This is a genomic window from Chryseobacterium sp. NRRL B-14798, from assembly GCF_050470705.1.
GTDB classification, from domain to species: Bacteria; Bacteroidota; Bacteroidia; order Flavobacteriales; family Weeksellaceae; genus Chryseobacterium; species Chryseobacterium cupriresistens.
The window spans coordinates 656,191-676,408 of sequence record NZ_JBFLUL010000005.1 but is presented as its reverse complement, the minus strand read 5'-3'; the positions used below and the strand labels follow the sequence as shown (position 1 = coordinate 676,408).

At 36.3% G+C, this 20,218-nt stretch carries 20 protein-coding genes; 9 read left to right on the top strand and 11 right to left on the bottom strand.

Annotated features, from left to right (window positions below):
* Positions 1–6 precede the first annotated feature (6 nt).
* From AB1278_RS03440 to AB1278_RS03425, 4 genes are all read right to left on the bottom strand, one after another.
* On the bottom strand, positions 7–615 hold the full coding sequence (locus tag AB1278_RS03440) for an ExbD/TolR family protein (protein WP_047435560.1): 609 nt from the start codon (positions 613–615) through the stop codon (positions 7–9).
* Positions 616–676: 61 nt separating this feature from the next.
* Positions 677–1,540, bottom strand: a complete 864-nt coding sequence (locus AB1278_RS03435; RefSeq protein WP_076594929.1) for a MotA/TolQ/ExbB proton channel family protein — start codon at positions 1,538–1,540, stop codon at positions 677–679.
* A gap of 240 nt (positions 1,541–1,780) precedes the next feature.
* Complete coding sequence (gene leuS, locus AB1278_RS03430; protein ID WP_429812438.1) at positions 1,781–4,594, bottom strand: leucine--tRNA ligase; 2,814 nt, start codon at positions 4,592–4,594, stop codon at positions 1,781–1,783.
* Between the two features lie 172 nt (positions 4,595–4,766).
* Positions 4,767–5,243, bottom strand: coding sequence for a lipocalin family protein (locus AB1278_RS03425; protein ID WP_429812435.1), 477 nt, complete (start codon positions 5,241–5,243; stop codon positions 4,767–4,769).
* A 145-nt stretch (positions 5,244–5,388) separates the two neighbouring features.
* On the opposite strand from AB1278_RS03425, the gene AB1278_RS03420 reads away from it, so the two are divergent.
* Genes AB1278_RS03420 through AB1278_RS03410 form a run of 3 tightly spaced genes read left to right on the top strand, consistent with a single transcriptional unit; the run spans position 5,389 to position 7,824 of the window.
* Positions 5,389–6,420, top strand: a complete 1,032-nt coding sequence (locus AB1278_RS03420) for an acyltransferase family protein (protein ID WP_171006308.1) — start codon at positions 5,389–5,391, stop codon at positions 6,418–6,420.
* A gap of 22 nt (positions 6,421–6,442) precedes the next feature.
* The gene (locus AB1278_RS03415; RefSeq protein WP_202841548.1) at positions 6,443–7,198 is read left to right on the top strand and encodes a glycosyltransferase family 2 protein; all 756 of its coding nucleotides are present in this window, start codon (positions 6,443–6,445) and stop codon (positions 7,196–7,198) included.
* The gene (locus tag AB1278_RS03410) at positions 7,198–7,824 is read left to right on the top strand and encodes a deoxyuridine 5'-triphosphate nucleotidohydrolase (RefSeq protein WP_343643692.1); all 627 of its coding nucleotides are present in this window, start codon (positions 7,198–7,200) and stop codon (positions 7,822–7,824) included. The genes AB1278_RS03415 and AB1278_RS03410 overlap by 1 nt, the downstream gene beginning before the upstream one ends.
* Here the strand turns inward: AB1278_RS03410 and AB1278_RS03405 are convergent.
* From AB1278_RS03405 to AB1278_RS03375, 7 genes are all read right to left on the bottom strand, one after another.
* Positions 7,816–9,054, bottom strand: a complete 1,239-nt coding sequence (locus AB1278_RS03405; protein WP_395971788.1) for a 3-deoxy-D-manno-octulosonic acid transferase — start codon at positions 9,052–9,054, stop codon at positions 7,816–7,818. The genes AB1278_RS03410 and AB1278_RS03405 overlap by 9 nt on opposite strands.
* Before the next feature lie 5 nt (positions 9,055–9,059).
* Positions 9,060–9,404, bottom strand: coding sequence for a cupin domain-containing protein (locus tag AB1278_RS03400; protein ID WP_395971790.1), 345 nt, complete (start codon positions 9,402–9,404; stop codon positions 9,060–9,062).
* Positions 9,401–9,868, bottom strand: a complete 468-nt coding sequence (locus AB1278_RS03395) for a DUF1648 domain-containing protein (protein WP_395971792.1) — start codon at positions 9,866–9,868, stop codon at positions 9,401–9,403. Before AB1278_RS03395 ends, AB1278_RS03400 begins: the two co-directional genes overlap by 4 nt.
* Before the next feature lie 22 nt (positions 9,869–9,890).
* Positions 9,891–10,607: a C40 family peptidase gene (locus AB1278_RS03390; protein ID WP_110008296.1), complete on the bottom strand. Its 717-nt coding sequence runs from the start codon at positions 10,605–10,607 to the stop codon at positions 9,891–9,893.
* Positions 10,608–10,692: 85 nt separating this feature from the next.
* Positions 10,693–11,340: an O-methyltransferase gene (locus tag AB1278_RS03385; RefSeq protein ID WP_429812428.1), complete on the bottom strand. Its 648-nt coding sequence runs from the start codon at positions 11,338–11,340 to the stop codon at positions 10,693–10,695.
* A gap of 118 nt (positions 11,341–11,458) precedes the next feature.
* The gene (locus AB1278_RS03380; RefSeq protein ID WP_407936191.1) at positions 11,459–11,614 is read right to left on the bottom strand and encodes a CCPGW family putative bacteriocin; all 156 of its coding nucleotides are present in this window, start codon (positions 11,612–11,614) and stop codon (positions 11,459–11,461) included.
* 604 nt (positions 11,615–12,218) lie between these two features.
* A complete protein-coding gene (locus tag AB1278_RS03375; protein ID WP_202841555.1) occupies positions 12,219–13,052 on the bottom strand; it encodes an OmpA family protein in 834 nt (277 codons plus the stop codon).
* 87 nt (positions 13,053–13,139) lie between these two features.
* Here AB1278_RS03375 and tilS point away from each other — a divergent pair, with 87 nt between their 5' ends.
* The 6 genes from tilS to AB1278_RS03345 all read left to right on the top strand — a co-directional run bounded on the left by tilS (position 13,140) and on the right by AB1278_RS03345 (position 20,135).
* Complete coding sequence (gene tilS, locus AB1278_RS03370) at positions 13,140–14,492, top strand: tRNA lysidine(34) synthetase TilS (RefSeq protein ID WP_343643696.1); 1,353 nt, start codon at positions 13,140–13,142, stop codon at positions 14,490–14,492.
* A complete protein-coding gene (locus tag AB1278_RS03365) occupies positions 14,465–15,025 on the top strand; it encodes an RNA polymerase sigma factor (protein WP_202841557.1) in 561 nt (186 codons plus the stop codon). Before tilS ends, AB1278_RS03365 begins: the two co-directional genes overlap by 28 nt.
* Before the next feature lie 97 nt (positions 15,026–15,122).
* Complete coding sequence (locus AB1278_RS03360; RefSeq protein WP_429812423.1) at positions 15,123–16,064, top strand: redoxin domain-containing protein; 942 nt, start codon at positions 15,123–15,125, stop codon at positions 16,062–16,064.
* 19 nt (positions 16,065–16,083) lie between these two features.
* Positions 16,084–16,263 carry a hypothetical protein gene (locus AB1278_RS03355; RefSeq protein WP_343643698.1) on the top strand — a complete coding sequence of 60 codons (180 nt, stop codon included), beginning with the start codon at positions 16,084–16,086 and terminating at the stop codon, positions 16,261–16,263.
* Between the two features lie 131 nt (positions 16,264–16,394).
* Positions 16,395–18,464: a cytochrome c biogenesis protein CcdA gene (locus AB1278_RS03350; RefSeq protein WP_429812420.1), complete on the top strand. Its 2,070-nt coding sequence runs from the start codon at positions 16,395–16,397 to the stop codon at positions 18,462–18,464.
* A gap of 135 nt (positions 18,465–18,599) precedes the next feature.
* Positions 18,600–20,135, top strand: coding sequence for a T9SS type A sorting domain-containing protein (locus AB1278_RS03345; RefSeq protein WP_411413356.1), 1,536 nt, complete (start codon positions 18,600–18,602; stop codon positions 20,133–20,135).
* Positions 20,136–20,218 lie beyond the last annotated feature (83 nt).

Here is a 20,218-nt window from a genome sequence, read left to right as displayed (position 1 = left end):
TCGATATTATTCGTTAGGTTTACCTTCTTGTGATGTAATCAACCAAAATTTAAGAAAATCAATATCTCTTAAACCCTCAAATAGACTTTTAACTTTAGGATACTCAGTTGTAACGTCACCTTTAATCGCTAACTTGTAGTCAGGGTTAACGCTCAAACTTTCTTTTACCCAATCAATTAATTGTTTATTTGTACTGTCCATAGGAATACCTGTAGGACTCTTATAATTTTTCTGCTCATCTGCAGGCAGATCCAAATACCCTTTAAGTTGGTTCATTGGAACTCCAATTGCCTGAATTTTCTGGAAAGCTGCTTTTTGGTTGTTGTCAAAAGTAATACCATACTTTTGTCCCATTTTATCCAAAAGTGCAAGTCTTTCTGATGCATTTTCTACTGGCTGGAAATAGAATTTTCCGTCCGGAGTAGCGTTGATAGTCATTAAACTAGCATCAGGAAGCAATTTTTCCGAAATTGAAGATGGCGGTTTGATCTGCTCCACGTCAGGTTTTTTAAACTGAGTGGTCAAGATAAAGAACGTAAGGAGTAGGAACGCAACGTCACACATTGCAGTCATGTCCGTAATTACTCCATGTCTTTTTGGTTTGACTCTCGCCATTATTATAAAATATTTTTAATTAAACTTCTTTTAATTGCTAATGCAAATATCTTGCTAATTCTTAGTTGAATTCAGCGAAAGACTGTTGGATACTCATAGAGATCTCATCGATCTTGTAAGTTAATCCGTCAATTTTAGATGTAAAGAAGTTATAAAGGATAATAGCGATTGCTGAAGTACCAATACCTAAAGCTGTGTTAATCAAGGCTTCAGAGATACCAGTAGATAGAGCAGCAGCATCCGGAGTACCACCTCCTGAACCTAATGCGAAGAACGCCTTGATCATCCCGATTACCGTTCCAAGTAGTGCTACTAACGTTGCAACAGTACCTAAAGTAGAAAGGATCATCATGTTTTTCTCAAGCATTGGCATCTCAAGAGTAGTAGCTTCTTCGATAGCTTTGTTAAGCGCTACCATTTTCTGCTCTTTATTTAATGTAGTATCGTGAGAAAGTGCTTTGTAAGTAGTAAGACCTTCTTTTACCACGTTACCAACAGAACCTTGTTGTCTGTCACACTCTTCGATAGCTTCGTCGATTTTGTTTTGGTTTAGTAAGCTTCTTACCTGTACAACAAAGTTGTCTAAGTTTCCTTTTCCAGCTGCTTTACCAAGAACGAAATATCTTTCAAAAGAGAAAACGATTACAGTAATCATGAAAGTAATCAAGATTGGTACGATAACCCCTCCTTTGTAGATAATACCTAAAAACGATTCTGGGTGAATGTCTTTTCCTTCAACACTTGAAAAAGCTACAGAACCACTTCCTAGTTTATCTGCATCTTTAAAGTTTCCTGGGCTACCAAGAACGAATAAATAAATACATACTCCTATAGCAAATAGAATAGGAATAATAACAGCTGGATTTAAACCTCCTGCCTTTCTAGCAACTACTTGCTCATCATTTTTTGAAACATTCATTTCCATATTTAACTAAATTATATTGTTTTAAAATTTTACAGGGTGTAAATTAAAGGCAAAATTAATTAAAATGCAAGAGTCTTAATTAAACATTTTGCTTTTTTTTGATAAAGAAATTTTAATACGATTTCGAAATAATAATTATTTTAAATTATTTTATTTATTTTTTCCAAATTTAACATTTGAATTAAAAAATCAAAAAAATAAGACACCCATTTTTTTTAATTTCCCAATGTTAATTTTTTTTTAAATTACGATATTCACAATACGGTGAGGGACTACAATGATTTTTTTAGGGGTTTTACCCTCCAAAATCTGTTGCATTTTCTCGTTCGAAATCACCAAATCTTCCACTTCCTTGGCAGATAATTGAGCTGAAAGCGAAATTTTGAACTTCATTTTACCATTTACGCTTACCGGATACTCAATTTCATCTTCAACCAGATAATCCTCATTCAATGCCGGGAATTTTTCAAATTCTATCGATGTACTGTGTCCTGATAAACTCCACAATTCTTCACAGATGTGAGGAGCATACGGAGAAATGATAACGGCAAGCGGTTCTAAAATATTGCGCTTGTTGCATTTTATTTTCTGAAGCTCATTTACAGCAATCATAAATGATGATACGGATGTATTGAAAGAGAAGTTTTCAATATCATATACTACCTTCTTTATTAAGGTATGTAAAACTTTGTATTCCGCTTTTGTAGGTTCTTCGTCTGAAACTTCAAATACATCTCCGTTGAAATACAGGTTCCAGAATTTTTTAAGGAAACCATATACTCCGCTTAACCCTTGAGTATTCCAAGGCTTGGATTGTTCCAGTGGCCCCAAGAACATTTCATATAAACGTAAGCCGTCTGCTCCGTACTCTTCACAGATATCATCAGGATTTACTACGTTATATTTTGACTTGGACATTTTTTCTACTTCACGGTCTGTAATGTATTTTCCGTCTTCCAGAATAAATTCTGCATCTGCATAATCCGGTCTCCATGCTTTGAAGGCTTCAGTATCCAATTCGTCAGAAGTTCCTTTTAATAAGGATACATCTACGTGAATCTGCTGAGTCTTGTAATCTTTAGCTAAATTTTTAGATACATACTGATTCGTTCCGTCAATTCTGTACACAAATGCACTCATTCCCAAGATCATCCCCTGGTTGATCAATTTCTGGAATGGCTCATCATGGCTGATATAGCCTCTGTCTTTTAAGAACATGTTCCAGAAACGGGAATATAATAAGTGGCCGGTTGCATGTTCGCTTCCTCCTATATATAAGTCTACCTGTCCCCAATAATCTGCTAATTCTTTTTTAACAAAAGTTTCTTCATCATTAGGATCCATATACCTAAGGAAGTACCATGAGCTTCCTGCCCAACCAGGCATAGTAGATAATTCTAACGGGAAAATTGTTTTATCATCAATAAGATCTGTAGCAACTACCTTCTGGTTAGCTTCATCCCATGCAAATTCTTTTGCATTTCCTAGCGGCGGATCTCCATCTTCTGTTGGTAAGTATTTTTCAACTTCAGGAAGTTCCAAAGGTAAAGCAGAAGTTGGCAACGTGTAAGGCATTCCATCCTTATAATATATAGGAACAGGTTCTCCCCAATAACGCTGTCTTGAGAAAATAGCATCTCGCTGTCTGTAGTTGGTAGTTCCGTGACCGATGCCTTTTGCTTCGATCTCAGAAATCATTTTTGCTTTCGCTTCATTATAATGTAATCCGTTTAAGAAATCAGAGTTTACACAAACGGAATCTTTAGAGTCAAAAGATTTTTCCTGAACGTCTTCTTCGGTTTCTACAACTTTCTTGATTTCAAGATTAAATTTCTTAGCAAATCTGTGGTCACGCTCATCGTGTGCCGGAACTGCCATTACTGCTCCTGTTCCATATCCCATCAACACATAGTCGGAAATATAGATCGGCATTTTTTCATTGCTGAACGGATTGACCGCATAACTTCCGGTGAAAGCTCCGCTCACGTTTTTCACGTCAGACATTCTGTCTCTCTCCGTTTTCTTGGAAGTTTCTTCAATATAAGTATCTACTTCTACTTTTTGAGCATCTGTAGTAATCGTTTCCACTAAAGGATTTTCCGGAGCCAGTACCATAAAGGTCGCTCCAAAGATCGTATCAGGTCTTGTTGTAAAAACCTCAACAGTTTCGTCATGTCCTTCTACTTTGAACTGAACCTGTGCTCCCTGAGATTTCCCAATCCAGTACTCCTGGGAATCTTTCAACGGCTGCGGCCAGTCCAGAGTGTTTAATCCCTGTAATAATCTTTCAGAATATGCGGAAATTCTCATACTCCACTGCATCATTTTCTTTTGGAAAACCGGGAATCCTCCTCTTTCGGATTTTCCATCCTTTACTTCATCGTTGGCCAGTACAGTTCCTAATGCAGGGCACCAGTTTACAGTCGTTTCTGCTCTGTAGGCAAGACGGTAGTTTAAAAGGATATCTTCTTTATCAATATCGGAAGCATTCTTCCATTCTTCTGAAGTGAAATTTAATTCATCATTCTGATTGGCATTTAATCCTTCTGTTCCTTTTTCTTCAAAATGCTGAATCAAAGAATCAATAGATTCTGCCTTATCCGTATCTTTATTATACCACGAATGATACAACTGGATAAAAATCCATTGTGTCCATTTATAATAAGAAGCATCTGAAGTTCTTACTTCTCTGCTCCAGTCGAATGAGAAACCGATTTTTCTCAGCTGCTCTTCATATCTGTTGATATTTTGTTCTGTAGTAATAGCCGGATGCTGTCCTGTCTGAATAGCATATTGTTCAGCAGGAAGTCCAAAGCTGTCATATCCTACCGGGTGGAGTACATTAAACCCCTGATGTCTTTTATATCTCGCATAGATATCCGATGCAATATATCCCAGCGGGTGACCTACGTGAAGTCCTGCTCCTGATGGGTACGGAAACATATCGAGTACATAAAACTTAGGTTTGTCTGTGTTATTAGAGGTTTTATAGGTTTGATTTTCCTCCCAGTATTTCTGCCACTTTTTTTCTATCTGCTGATGATCGTAAAACACTTGATATATATGTTATATGTTAGACTGATTATTTTTTCTTTTTGTCAAGATTCACAAAATTAATGATTTTAAAGTAAATAGAAATTGAAATTATGATGAATTACAAATTCTACCTCAACAAAAAAATCCCATCCGGAGATGAGATCTGTTTTATATCCTGAAGTATATACTATTATTGAGTAACTCTCTTGAAGGTATATGTTCTTGTCTGAAATATAGTAGGATCCTGAGTCTCCTCTCTTACCGCAAGATTGAGCGTTGTTGCATCCAAAGTAATCACCTTTGCATTCTGTGGTTCTACGATTCCCTGAATTTTCATCTGAACGTCCTTCCCTTCCTTATTATATGTATAATTGAATTTTATATCTGAAAGAATAGCACACTGACCAGGTGTAGCAGTATCTCCCCAGTTCGTTTTCCCTCCTTTGGAGTCAGCGCTGAACCACCATCTTGTCTGTTTCTGACAGTCTGTATAAGTAATCGTGTTAGAAACCGGGTCTTCACCAACTTCCACAGTGGTAACTACTTCTTTTAACGGTTGCCATGTCCCAACAAGAGGAGCTTCCATAACAGTATCGTTGTCACTGCTGCAGCCTGTAGCGGCAGCAAACAAAGATAAACCTGCAAATAGTAATGCTAATTTCTTCATAGATCAATTTTTTCAAGCGCTAAAATTATAATTTTTTTGATTTATATTACTATTTTTTATGAAAAATTATTTCATCGACGATTATTTATATATATTTAAAAATAGGGACACCTCATTTTCCCTTTATTTAACAAATAATGAATACATGAGCATCGTTCATTCTATTAAAAAAGTTATTTTTGCAGGAAACAAAATACAAATGCAGGATATTACGAGAAACAATTTTGATTTTATACGTGTTCTCCTTGCCTTTATTGTCTTTTTGGGACATCTTGGCACACTCAGCGCTTCTCCTGACCTCAAGATTTTTGAGCACAGCCCTATAGAAATTGCAGTTTTCGGCTTTTTTGCGGTGAGCGGATTTCTTATTGCAAGGAGCTATGAAAGGTCTTCAAGCCTGAAAAGCTATTTAAAAAAGAGAATCAGAAGAATTGTTCCCGCCTACTTATTGGTTATTTTTTTATGTGCAATTTTATTAAGTCTGGTAAGTACCTATTCCTTCATTGAATATTTCAGCAATACACAAGTTTATAAATACCTATTTTGGAATTCATTATTTTTAAACTTTAAAGCACCCTGGCTTCCCGGAGTTTTCGGGAATCAAGCAGTGAATGGTGCCCTATGGACACTGAAAATAGAAATGTGCTACTATTTTGCGGTTCCTCTGTTGTTTTTGCTTTTCGGAAAAAACAATAAATACAGAAATGTAAGTTTGGTTATTCTATACTTCTTATCACTTATTTACCTCAATTATTTTGAATCTTTAAATAAAATTTCGATTGCCAAACAGCTCCCTGGAACATTATCCTATTTTATCCCTGGAATGTTGATTTACTTTAATTTTGATAAATTCATCCAGCATAAAAATCTCATTTTCATCATTGCATTCGTTACTGTGTGGATTGACTTATTTTTAAAAGTTCAGCTTTTTTCTCCAATGATGATCGGGGTTATCGTAATGTACATTGCCTATTCATTCAAATTCTTAAATAATTTTGGAAAATATGGTGATTTCACCTACGGAATCTATATTTTCCACTTTCCTATTATCAGAACTTTTCAGACTTTAGGATTGTTTGAAGATTACAATCCATTTGTAATGGCTTTGGTATGTATGTTGGTGGTTATTGCGGTAGGTGTAAGCTCATGGCATCTTTATGAAAAAAGATTTTTATAATTTAGCAGTTTAAAAAACACAAATGAAAGATCTTGTCTCCATCATTACTCCCTGTTATAATTCTGCGGAATTTATCGAGGAAACCATACAGTCTGTTCTTAATCAAACCTACGAAAACTGGGAGTGGCTGATTACAGATGACCTTTCCAAAGATAATACTCTTGAGATCATCAGAAAATATAATGATCCGAGAATAAAACTGCAGGTACTGAAGAAAAACGGTGGTGCAGGAAATGCAAGAAACAACAGCCTGGAAAGAGCCCAGGGAAGATATATTGCGTTTCTGGATTCTGACGACTACTGGTATCCTGAATATCTGGAAACAATGACGGATTATATGCAGGAACACAATGCAGAACTGGTATATTGTAACTATTCAAGATGTAACGAACAACTTCAGCCTATTCTGAAAGATTTTCTGGCGGACAAAGTGGTTACCTTCTCCAATCTGCTGAAGACATGCCGTCTGGCACCGGTTTCTACGATGTATGACACCAAACGGGTTGGTAAGTTTTTGTTCCCAGTGAAAAGCAAACGCGAAGATCATGTGATGTGGCTGAATCTTTTAAAAGTAATTCCGGAAGGAATTCCTGTACAAAAGACACTGGCAAAATACAGAATGCGTGAAAACAGTGTTTCAAGAAATAAAAAAAATATCATCAAAGATCAGTATCTTGTCTATAAAGATTTCATGGGATTCTCAACAGTAAAATCATTGTATTATACGGCTAACTGGGCCGTAAACGGATTCCTGAAATATTCGAAAATTTTTAATTAATGGAATATTCAAAAGAGTTCAAAGCTGCGCTGAGTGCTTTTTCCGGAACGGAGAAAGATAAACTTATTTTCAGACTCCTGAGAAAGGATAAATTATTGTCGAAAAAGCTCTACTTTGAACTGATAGATCCGGAAACTACCGATGATAAAAGAAATGCCATGGAAGAACATGTGGAGGAACAGGTTCTTCTTGCATCAAAATACGTGGGAAATGCCAAATATTTTCTGTCTGTTGTCCGGAAAATAAGTGCTGAAATTACAGAACATGTAAAAATTACGACTGATAAATTCGGAGAGGTTTCCCTGAATCTTCTTCTCGTGAACAAGGTATTGGAAAATAATGGTGATCTCAGCAGACAAAGGTTTGACAATGTTTACAAACTTTATATTTACATCATCAACAAAATCTTCAAATCTTTGGTCCTTATAAAAAAACTGGATCAAGATTACTGGATGGAAATTGATGAATACCTTCGTGATACCCTGAATAAAGTTTTAGAGAATCCTTATCTCCAAAAGCTGTGCATCAACAATGGTCTTGACTTTAACTGGTTTGAATGTAACAGGATTCCTGACAACATTGATCAGATTATGAAAGATATTAAAAGCCAGGGATTTTTACGATAGAATTTTCTGAAGAATCATTCTCGTAGAATCAGGTTTCCCGTCTACAAATTTTTCAGCATTTTGAGACATTTCAGTAAGTTCTTCTTTGTTATCTTCATTCGTTAGAAATAAGACAAATTCTGAGGCCGTATACTCATCAGAGAAAGATTTCCCTCCATTGGCAGAGATCAGGTCGTCAGCTTCCGGATTCTTTTTGTAGTGATTCCCAAAGATCACCGGAACACCAAAAGTAGCGGCTTCCAGAATATTGTGAAGCCCGGCATCATGAAATCCTCCTCCCACAACAGCTACATCTGCATAAGAATATAATCTGGACAATAAACCTATGCTGTCTATGATCAGAATGGGAGTATTGAAAGTTGAAGATTGAGTGTTTTGTATTTCACTGTACAATAAGGCATCCGGGAATATATTTTTCAAATGCTCTACTCTTTTCAGATCGTGGGGTGCGATAATAAGTTTTACCGTATTATTTTTACGGGAAACCATTTCTGCTATTTTCTCTTCCGCATGCCATGAACTTCCAAAGACTATTGCTTTATTTTCGCCAATAAAGTCTGCAATGAAATCTACATGATTATTTCTTTCCCGCAGCTGTTTTACTCTGTTAAATCGTGTATCTCCTGTTACGGAAGACTTTACCAGTCCTATACTTTTCGCCAATGCCAAAGAAAACTGGGTCTGATGAAAAAACCAATCCACATTTTTCTGAAGCTGTTTTACAAACCATTTTCCGTAGGAAGTAAAGAAAGATTGCCTTTCATAGAACAGCGCCGAAATAACATAAATTTTTGTGCCTTTACTTTTCAGTTCAGCGAGGAGGTTGTACCAATAATCGTATTTAACCGTAAAAAATAGTTCAGTATTAAATTGATCTGTAAATTCTTTGACAGTCTTTTTATTGTCGAAAGGTAAATAACAAACAACGTCAGCAATGTGTTTCTTCTTAACCACATTTTCATATCCTGACGGAGAAAAGAACGTCACAAGAACTTTGTGCTGAGGAAAATTCTCCTGGAGTTTCTCCAGAACAGGTAAGCCCTGCTCATATTCACCCAGACTTGCCGCATGCATCCAGATGACCTTATCTGTTTCTGAAAATTCAGATTTTACTTTATCCAAAGACTGCCTTCTCCCTTCAACGCCTTTTTTAGTTTTATCATTAATCAAGGCAAAGACCTTCATTCCGAAGGAAAGAAGACTGATCAATATATTGTAGAAAAAAGCCATTTTACTTATTCTTTAATTTCAATTCTGTCATGATCCGTAGGAGGATTGGATATGACCAAAAACTCAATTTCTTCAGTGGATTCATTGGAGATAAAATGTTTTGCTCCCGGCTCAACAGAGATAGATTCTCCCTGGCTAACCAGGAATTTCTCTTCGTTGATATAAAATACGGCTTCTCCTTTCAGAATATAGAAAAACTGTTCTGCCACTTTATGAAAGTGTAGTTTCTCCGAAGTTCCCGCAGGCATTTTTTCCTGCTTTACGGATAAGCCCTGGGTATTTTTAAGGATCCAGCTGTCGCATTGGTCTCCCCACGTATAATGTTCTGAATTATTTTTAGAATGTATCATTTAAACAGATAAGCAATAAAGAGTAATGCAGGAGTAAATAAAACGACTGATAAAAAGATCGTGGCCATTGAAATTCTGGGTTTGGCTTTATCATCAGCAGCATATCTGAACATATAGTCCTGAAGGTTGAGAAAAACCATTGCCAGTACAACAAAAAGAATTCTCAGCCCGATTTTCATAATTAAAAACTGAGCATTCATGTTCTGGTCTGTAATTTCTACCGGAAAATTAGTGTCTTCAGGATGTCTTATCCCATAAGTGAATATAGCATACAATCCCAGAGCCAGTACAGGCATCAGAAAGGCGTACATTTTTCCTCCAAATCCATCCGCTTTTCCTTCCATATCAAAATGTACGGGAATTCTCTCTGGCAACGTGTTATAGTTTTTCAGGGTAAATCCCCATAAAAAAGCGACCCATCCAAAATTTAAAATATCAAAAATTGTAAAAAGAATATTTTCCATTTAAGATGAGATTGAATGAGGATTAAATTACACTTTTCAACACTCTCAGTTTATGAGTATGCTTATTCATTTCTTTATTGAAAATGCCTGTGGAATCCAGCGTGTCTATTCTTACTTTTCCGGAAGCGTGAATGATCTTCTGATTCTCCAGCATAATTCCTACATGGATAATCTTTCCTTCTGCATTTTCAAAAAAAGCAAGATCACCAGGCTGTGTTTCTTCCACGAAAGTAAGCGGTTCTCCTACTTCAGCCTGTTGTGAAGCATCTCTGGGTATTTTTATATTGTGAATTTTATAAACCAACTGGGTAAATCCGGAGCAGTCTACTGCAAAAAAGCTTTTGCCTCCCCACAGATAAGGCACGTTCAGGAACTCTTTTGCCGTCAGAGCGATGCTTTCGCGCACATCATGACTTCTTCTTGAAGCTACTACCGGAAATTCCACTTCTGAACCCATAGAAAGCAAAGTTTTTCCATCGTTCATTAATACGGAAGAAAAATCTTCGGTAACCACAGTCACTTTTCTTTTGGCCAGCTCTTCGTCTGTTACAGGTTTCAACTGTTTGGTGTCCATCCATCCTTCGTAGCCATCATAATGCATCTTTATTTTGGTCCAGTTTTTATCCACTTCCAGAATATCCGCACTTTCTCCAAACAATATTTCCGTAACAATTTCAGCTCTGTCAGAATTTTCTGCACGAACCGGCGCTACTGTAACAATACAAACTCCTTTATTCATTAATTTTCAATTTAAAGATTGAATAATTTAAAGATTAAAATACAATGTTGTATCTCTTTAAATGTTTAATCCTTGAATATTTCAGTTACTTTCTGCGAAGAAAGTTCACTCCATCACGCAAAGGTAAAATAAGATTTTCAAAATCTTCGTCTTTTGCTGCCAAATCATTCAATTCCTGGATCGACTGGGTAGATTTCAGTTTCGGATTTTCTTCCAGCACTTTCCCATACCATAATACATTGTCAAATAACACCACCGTTCCGGATTTTGTATGAGGTTTAATCAATCTGAAATATTCGGCATAGTTTTCCTTATCAGCATCTACAAAAATCAGATCAAAAAATTCATCTGTTTTTTTTAAATATTCCTTGGCATCCTGAAGTTTAAAATCGATCTGGCTGGCATATTCGCTGGATTCAAAATATTTTTTAGGAAGATAGGCAAGATCTTCATTCACATCCAATGTGGTGATTTTTCCGTCTTTTGCCAGTCCTGATGCAAGACATAAAGTAGCATATCCGGTAAATGTTCCTATTTCAAGAATATTTTTCGGCTGCAGCATCTGGGATATAATCGTCAGCAGTCTTCCCTGCTGATATCCGGAAATCATATGAGGCTGTGTTGTTTTCTGATACGTCTCTCTTCTCAGCTTTTTCAGAATTTCGGATTCCGAAGAAGCGTGCGCCTCCAAATATCTGTCCATTTCAGGATTCTTTTCTTCAAAAAAACTCATACCATTTTAATTTAAACAAATTTAAGGATTTTAAAGCTACTTTTTTAATTCAGGAAGAAGATAAAAAAAAGAGAGAAATTAATCTCCCTTACATGCATCTATATACTTTAAAAGTTTATTATATTGCTATACAATATTCTCTTATACCGGCACAAACCCATCCCGGGCAACACTTTGTTTGCAGGCTGGTACAAAATATCTGTGGATTACACCCGTTAATAGCACCTTGTACAGTTTTCATTTCTCCTCTTGAAAGTTTTTTGGAATTTTTCATAATAATTTTAGTTTAGTATTAATTTCCTACTCTTTAAGATTTTCGGACACCTCTGTTTTATTTCCTTATTTGGAGATTTAAATATACACATTCTTTTATTAATCAGACAATTATATCATACATATTTGATTAATAAATTAAAATTTTACATAACACAGGGAAAAACCCCATATAAAATACCGTAAAAACACGGATGGTATTTTTGTGGTATTAGTTATAAGTTTGCAGTAAGAATAAGGGGTAAAAACACTAAGAGAAAACATGATGATTGCAGGAGAGACACAAACTAACCATGAGAATCACACTAAAGTTGTACTGAAAAGTAGAACTGATTCTTCTGCAGCAAAAAGTAAGAAAGAAATATCCACTTCATTTTTGCAACGAATTATTTCGCTCCTGAAAAAGGAAGAATTAATTTGATTAAGAATAGATCCCGGCCACCTTCGGGATTTATTTTTGTTTTAAACTGTCGAATGTCATTTCCAAAAAATAAAGACAATCTTTTCTTCAAAAAAAATTGGCAGATTCTATTCCGAAACAGATTAACACATCATAAAAAAATCCCGAATTGCTTCGGGATTTGTAATGATATAGGGTGTAGTCATTATTTCTTAGGAGCGATATCCATCAGTTTCATAAACTCATCAAGTTTAGGCATAATGATGATTTCCGTTCTTCTGTTTTCTGCTCTTCCGGAAACGCTCATGTTAGTCGCTTTCGGGTTGTATTCAGAACGTCCACCAGCAGTAATTCTTGCCGGATCTACTCCAAACTGAGTCTGAAGAACTTTAGCAACTGAAGTACCTCTTAATGCAGAAAGATCCCAGTTGTCTCTTGGAAGATTTGGAGAGTTCAACGGAGCGTTATCCGTGTTACCTTCGATCAATACAGAGTATTTATCATAATCGTTGATTACTTTTGCTACTTTACCCAACACTTCCTGAGCGGCAGGCAGGATGTTGTAATCTCCTGTTTTGTATAGCATTTTATCAGAAAGGGAGATCATTACTACTCCTTTCAATACTTTTACCTGTACATCTTCATCAGATACATTATCCAAAGATCTCTTCAGTTTATTAGACAATGCCAGGTTCAAACTGTCATTTTTAGCATTACTGGAGATCAATTGCTTGATATAAGAATTGGAAGCATTGATTTCCCCTACCAGTTTATCAATGTTAGCAGAACTTTTTCCTGTGTTCGACAAACATGCATCAAGTGATGATTTTAAAGCATCATGCTGGCTTTTCAACAAGTTGTTTTCACCCGCCAATGCAGAGTTCTGAGATTTCAAATCCTGAATTTCTCTTTGTCTTTCTCCAATATTTTCAATACACTGCTTATAGTTTGTGCTCAAAGCATCATACTGCTTTTTGCTGACACAAGATGTCATCCCCAGCGCCATTGCAGAAACTGCTAAAATTTTTAAAATCTTCATAAATAATCATTTTTAGACTACTCAAAGTTAGGAAAATTCAATTGAATTATATCGGTTATCTTTGCATAAAAGAAATTCTCAACATATATGTTGAATAAATCAGCCTTTATCAGTCAGTTAAAAAATCTCGTTCACGAGCCGGAAAATCACACCTATCTTTTAGCGGTAAGCGGAGGAGCAGATTCTATGGTTCTGGCCTCATTGTTCAGGGATTTCAGGCAGGAAATTCAAGATGCCGGGTTTCAGTTTCAGGTAGCTCATATCAATTATAAACTTCGGGGGAATGATTCGGATCTGGATCAGAAAACAGTGCAGGATTTTTGTGAGAAAAATCATATAAAATTTCATTTGTATGAAGTTTCAGAAAAAGATCAGAAACCCGAAAACTCTATTCAGCTATGGGCAAGAGAGCTTCGATACGCCTTTTTTAAAGAAATTCAGGAAAAGGAAAAACTGGAATTTCTTGTTACCGCCCATCATCTTAATGACCAGCTGGAAACGTTCATTATTAATCTGTCCAAAGCTGCCGGCATTAATGGATTGAGTGGAATTCCATCGAATGATAATAACATCCTTCGTCCCCTTTTAAATGTTTCAAAAAAAGAAATTTACCAGTTTGCTGAGCAGAATACTATTGAATTTCGGGAAGATCTTTCTAATAAAAAAAGTGATTATCTGAGGAATAAGATCAGGAATGAGATTTTTCCGGTGCTGATGGAGACCAACGATCATTTTCTGGAAAATTTCAGAAAAAGTTCTTTATATCTGAATCAAACCAAAGAGTTTGTACAACAACAGATCCAGGAGATAGAAAATCGCCTGACCGTATTTAACCAAAACTATAAAATCTTATCAAAGGGAAAGCTGGATAGTGAAAGTGATTTTGTAAAATTTGAAATTTTAAAGAAATACGGATTCAATCAGGAGGAAGAAATTCCGAAAATTTTTAAAGCCGGAAATAACAGTTCTTTTTTTTCAAAGGAATATCAGTTGATTGTCAACCGAGATGAACTCATCTTTATTGATAAAAGTGGAAAAAAGGAAACTCCGGAAGAAATAGTATTGATTGAACACTTTGATTTTTCTGAAAACCAGATGAGCATCAATCTCGTAGATGATATTGAAAACATTTCCGGAATCAATAAAGGATTTGAATGGGATTTCGATGCTGAAAAGCTTCAGTTCCCACTTCTTTTGAGGAAAAAGCAGGACGGAGATGAATTTTATCCGACAGCGTTTTCAGGGAAAAAGAAAGTTTCTAAATTTTTCAGGGACGAAAAATTATCTGCTTTGATTAGGGAAAAGATCTGGTTATTATGTGACTCCGGGAACCATATCCTGGGAGTTATCCCTCTCAGACAGGATCGCAGGTATCAGGCAGACAGCACTACTCAAAAAAAGATAACTGTAAAGTGGACAGAAAAACAACTAATTCGTTAGCTGTTGATGATTTTAAGAAAGACAGCAATATAGCTTTTGGAATTTTATACCAACAGTATTTTGGTTATACCCAGAAATTCATTCTCAAAAATAAAGGAAATCTTGAAGATGCAGAAGATATCTTCCAGGATGCACTGCTCATTCTTTACGAAAAGCTGAATGCTGATGACTTCAAAGTCCAAACCTGTCTGGGAAATTATATTATCGGAATTGTAAAAAATCTGTGGTTTAAAAAACTAAAAAACAGAAACTTTTATGTTGAGTCTCCTGAAAACTATTTCATGGAACATCGGGAGGAAATAAGTACGGCCATTGAAAATGAAAGATATTATTGGGAAAAGCTAGCCGGTTATATCAAGTCTATTTCCTCACATTGCCAGAATCTGATTCATGACATTTTTATCGAAAATAAAAGTATAGAGGAAATTCAGAATAAATATCAGTATTCCAGCAGGCATAATGCTCAGAATCAAAAATACAAATGTGTAGAGCAGATCAAAAGGATTAAAAACAATAGCATTTTTTCTACCTGACAATCAAATCATTAAAAAAATAATTTAATCTATGGGTGATTTTTTCATGAATCAGGGAACTTAATAAGAAAAGAAATATATGTTCAAAAAAATCATTTTGAGTTTTCTTATAGCAATAGGAATTTCATTACATGCACAAAGCACAGGCATCAGTTTTCAAAAAATTGATTTGGAGGCTGCAAAAAAAGTCGCAGCAAAAGAAAATAAACTGATCTTCATTGATCTGTTCACTACCTGGTGTGGCCCATGCAAGCTCATGGCAAAAAACACTTTCACAGATTCCAGAGTCGGAGAAATGTTCAACAAAAATTTTGTAAACCTGGCCATAGACGCGGAAAAAGAAGGCTTAAGCCTGGCCAAAGAATTTAAAGTAGTCAACTACCCTTCTTTTTTATTCCTGGATCCAAAAGGAAAACTGGTTCAATATGATTTCGGCTATTATAATGCTGAACAGTTTTTAGGTGTAGGAGCAGCTGTTATTGAAAAAAAAATGCCTCAGTCCGGTAAAACTTTAGATCAGGTAAAGGGAAAAATGATTGGAGATAAGATAGGTAATTTCAGTGCGAAAGATCATTTGGGAAATACATTTTCTTCATCAGCAGAAAACAAAAAACTGGTGGTTGTTTTTATTCGCGGACAATGGTGCCCTTATTGTAACAAATATATTGAAACATTACAGAATCTGGCTCCTGAACTGAAGTCGAAAAATGCAAAACTCGTTATTATTTCTCCTGAAAAACCGGAATTTATCGAAAAGACAATCAGTAAAACAAAGACCGATTATACCGTTTTATATGATGAAGGCTATAAAATAGCAGAAGCATTTGACGTCCTTTATACTCCTGACAGTGAAACTCTTAATTTATATAATTCAAAATTAAAGGAGGATTTTGCTGACAGCAGATCAGATCATTCCGGAAAACTTCCTGTATCGGCAACCTTCATCCTTAATGAGGATAAAGAAATTAAATGGAGGCATTTTGATACAGATTATAAAAAGAGAGCATCTGTAGAAGATATTGTAAAAAACCTGAATTGATTGGTCCAAAACTTTTATCATGACAAACGATCATCATAATACCACGTTGGCAAAATTGACAAAATCAATAATCACTTTAAATGATGAAATAAGTGATACCGCCATGGTGATGAAGGCAGAAGACGAAATATTTTTAGGCATCAGGCTTAAAAAAAGAAAGTTTCTAAATTTTTTAGGGACGAAAAATTATCTATTTTAGCGAGGCAAAAAATCCGGACACGCACTCATCAGGAAAAATACTGTATTTGACAGCTATCCTTCAGGGAAAACAGAAGATATGCAAAGAATGAGAAAACGAAATGGAGTCTCAAAACTTTAATGAAATGAACAATGAAATTTAGAAACTGGTTTTTATTAATTCTACTATTTTTAGCGACAGGAATTAATGCGCAGATAAAAAATCCTGTAAAGTTTAAATTCACCATCAACGATCTGGGAAACAATCAGTACGAAGCGGTATTGAATGCTACCATGGAAAGCGGATGGCATATTTACTCCAAAGATTTACCGGAAGATACCGGAATTCCAACGGAGTATAAAGTGACAGGAAAGAATATTGAGTTGATTGGAAAATTTACCGAAGTAGGTAAAAAACATGAAGAATTTTCTGAAGCATTCGGAGGTACTATTGTTTTTTATTCCAATGCTGCCGGATTTAAGCAGAAATTTAAATTAAAAGATCCGACAAAACCTGCAGATGTCACTTCCGAGATTACGTATCAGACTTGTGATGACAGAGTTTGCCTGGCTCCCAATACATTAGAATTCAATCAAAAAGTTACTCCAAAAGGGGCAGCGGAAGAGGCTGCAGCCGAGGAAAACGCAGCGCCTGTAAAGGATTCAGTGAAAGTTACCGGGACCGTTACTGAAAATCCTGCAAAAACTGAAACTACGATCACAGAAGCTTCAAAACTGGATCCAAAGCAGTTGAAAATTGCAACCATCGATTTCAAAAAGCCATTGACAGATTGCGGTACTGCGTCTGCCAAAGTGGATGAAAATTACTGGACGTATCTATTCCTTGGATTTATCGGAGGATTAATCGCTTTGCTTACGCCATGTGTGTTCCCGATGATCCCATTAACGGTTTCTTTCTTTACCAAAGGAAGTAAAAACAAAGCCAAAGGAAAAAGAGACGCTCTTATTTATGGCTTTTTTATCCTTCTGATCTTTGTTTTATTAAGTATTCCTTTCCATATTATTGATGGAATTGCCGGAAATATCTTCAATGAAATTTCCACAAGTGTATGGCTGAACATTGCGTTCTTCATCATATTCATCTTCTTTGCCGGAAGTTTCTTCGGGTATTATGATATCACGCTGCCAAGTTCTATCGCCAACAAATCTTCCAAAGCGGAAGAAGCGGGAGGAATTATCGGTATTTTCTTCATGGCATTAACGTTGGTGATTGTTTCTTTCTCCTGTACAGGACCTATTTTAGGAAGTTTACTGGGAAGTGCAGTAACAGGTTCATCCAATGTTCCTATGCTGCTGACCTTTGCTTTGGCTGGATTCGGGCTGGCATGGGCGATTATTTTTGGACTGCTGGCATTATTCCCGCAGGCATTACAAAGCCTTCCGAAATCCGGAGGATGGATGAATACGGTAAAAGTTGTTTTAGGATTCGTAGAACTGGCATTGGCATTGAAATTCTTGTCTAAAGCTGATCTTGTATCCAAAACATTCTTCTTAAAAAGAGAGCTTTTCATTGCGATCTGGATTATTATCGCCTTAGGATTAGCAATCTATTTATTAGGATTGATCAGATTCCCTCATGATGATAAAAAGCCTAAAATCTCTATCACCAGAAAAATATTAGGGGTATTGGGAATTGGTTTCGTGATCTATCTGGTTCAAGGGTTAATCCCATCTGACCGTCCGAAACTTCAGTTATTAAGTGGAATTTTACCTCCACTCAATGTAAGCTATTTCCATGATGAAAAAGACGGAATTTTAGGAATGCATCCGGAGCACGATTTCTTCAAAGCTGTAGAACTGGCCAAAAAAGAAGATAAACCAATCCTGATCGACTTTACAGGATACGGTTGTGAAAACTGTAGAAAAATGGAGGAATTTGTTTGGAGCGAACCAGATATCTTACCGATTCTTCAGAACGATGTAGTACTGGCTTCTCTCTATGTAGACGACAAGGAAGAGCTTCCTGAGGATCAGAAAACCAAAATCGACCTTGGAGACGGACAGATCAAGAAGGTAAAAACAATTGGAGACAGATGGAGTTTATTCCAGCAGGTGAACTTCAATAATAACTCTCAACCTCACTATGTTTTAATTACTCCTGATGGTAAAGTAATCAACACGCCTGTCTCAGGATATATGCCTAAAGAGGATTTCAAAAAATTCCTTGAATGCGGGGTAAATTTCTATAAAAAGAATAAATAATTTATTAACATATCATTCAAAAACTCACACTTTATCGTGTGAGTTTTTTTATTTCATGAATTAAATAAACAATAAAACACAAAACGTAGTCTAAAATTAATTATATTTGAATAACTATCACCAATTCAAATACATATGAAATATTTAACATCTACTTTTTTATTTCTTATCTATTCCGCATTAGCTGCCCAGTCTGCCCCTTCCATAGAATGGCAAAAAGCACTGGGAGGCACCCATGGTGAATCTGCGAATGCCGTTCAGCAAACCTCCGACGGAGGATACATTGTAGCCGGACATTCTATGTCCAATGATGGAGATGTCACCGGGAATCACGGAGGAGGAGATTACTGGATCGTAAAATTAAACCCTGCAGGAGGCATACAATGGCAAAAAACGTTAGGAGGAAGCCATGTTGATGATGCACAATCCATCCGTCAAACTACCGATGGAGGATATATTATTGCCGGATCATCCAATTCCGGTGACGGGGATATCAGCGGAAATCATGGAAATTATGATTACTGGATTGTAAAACTTGATTCCAACGGGAATATGCAATGGCAGAAATCGCTGGGTGGAAGCAGTATGGATATGGCACAATCTATTCAGCAGACTTCTGAAGGAGGATATATTGTAGCCGGATCTTCAAGTTCCAATGACGGAGATGTGAGCGGAAATCATGGAGGAGGAGACTATTGGATCGTAAAATTAGATATTAACGGAAATATACAATGGCAGAAATCGCTGGGTGGAAGCAGCAGTGAACAGGTCAATTCTGTGCAGCAAACTTTTGATGGCGGGTATATTATTGCAGGAACCACCGTGTCTACAGATGGCGATATTACTGTAAGCTACGGAAACAATGACTTTTGGGTAGTAAAACTCGATTCCGGCGGAAATATGCAATGGCAAAAAACGTTGGGCAATATTGGTGATAACATAGGATATTATGCGCAACAGACTTTTGATGGCGGTTATATTGCCGTGGGCACTTCTTTTAATTCTTCAAATCTTGAGAGCGGACTTCCCGATTATTGGGTTATCAAACTAAGCAATAACGGAACCATCGAGTGGGATAAATATTTTGGAGGAAGTTTTCATGACAACGCCATAACTATTCGCCAGACTCCCGAATGGGATTATATTGTTGCGGGTTGGACAGCTTCCAACAACGGACAGGTAACCAATCACCACGGTAATCTGGATTACTGGATCATAAAACTGGACAGCAGCGGAAATCTGAAGTGGGAGAAAACCCTGGGAGGTCCCGATTTCGATTACTTAACTGCTCTTGAACTGACCGCTGATAACGGATATATTGTTTCAGGAAGTACAGGATCCACAAGTGGAGACGTTACCGGACATCATGGTATGATCGATGCCTGGGTAGTTAAATTAAGTCCTGAACAGCTTGGCATTCCGGAAAATCAACAGAGGCATAAACCCAACCTCTACCCTAACCCTGCAAAAGACTTTTTCTATTTAGATCATCTGCCCCGGGAAAGTACTATTAGCATTACTGATATGTCCGGACGAAAACTTTTCTCTCAAAAATATAACGAAGAAAAAATTAAAATCAGTACATCTGCATTCACGGAAGGACTTTATATGGTACAGGTAAAAAACAAAGAAGAAATTATTCTTACAAAGAAAATAACAATCACCCGGTAACCCCTTGAAAATATCATAATTACCCTTTCCCTTCAGGAAAAGTATTAAAAAACAGAAATAGGTAAAATTCACGCAATAATAAT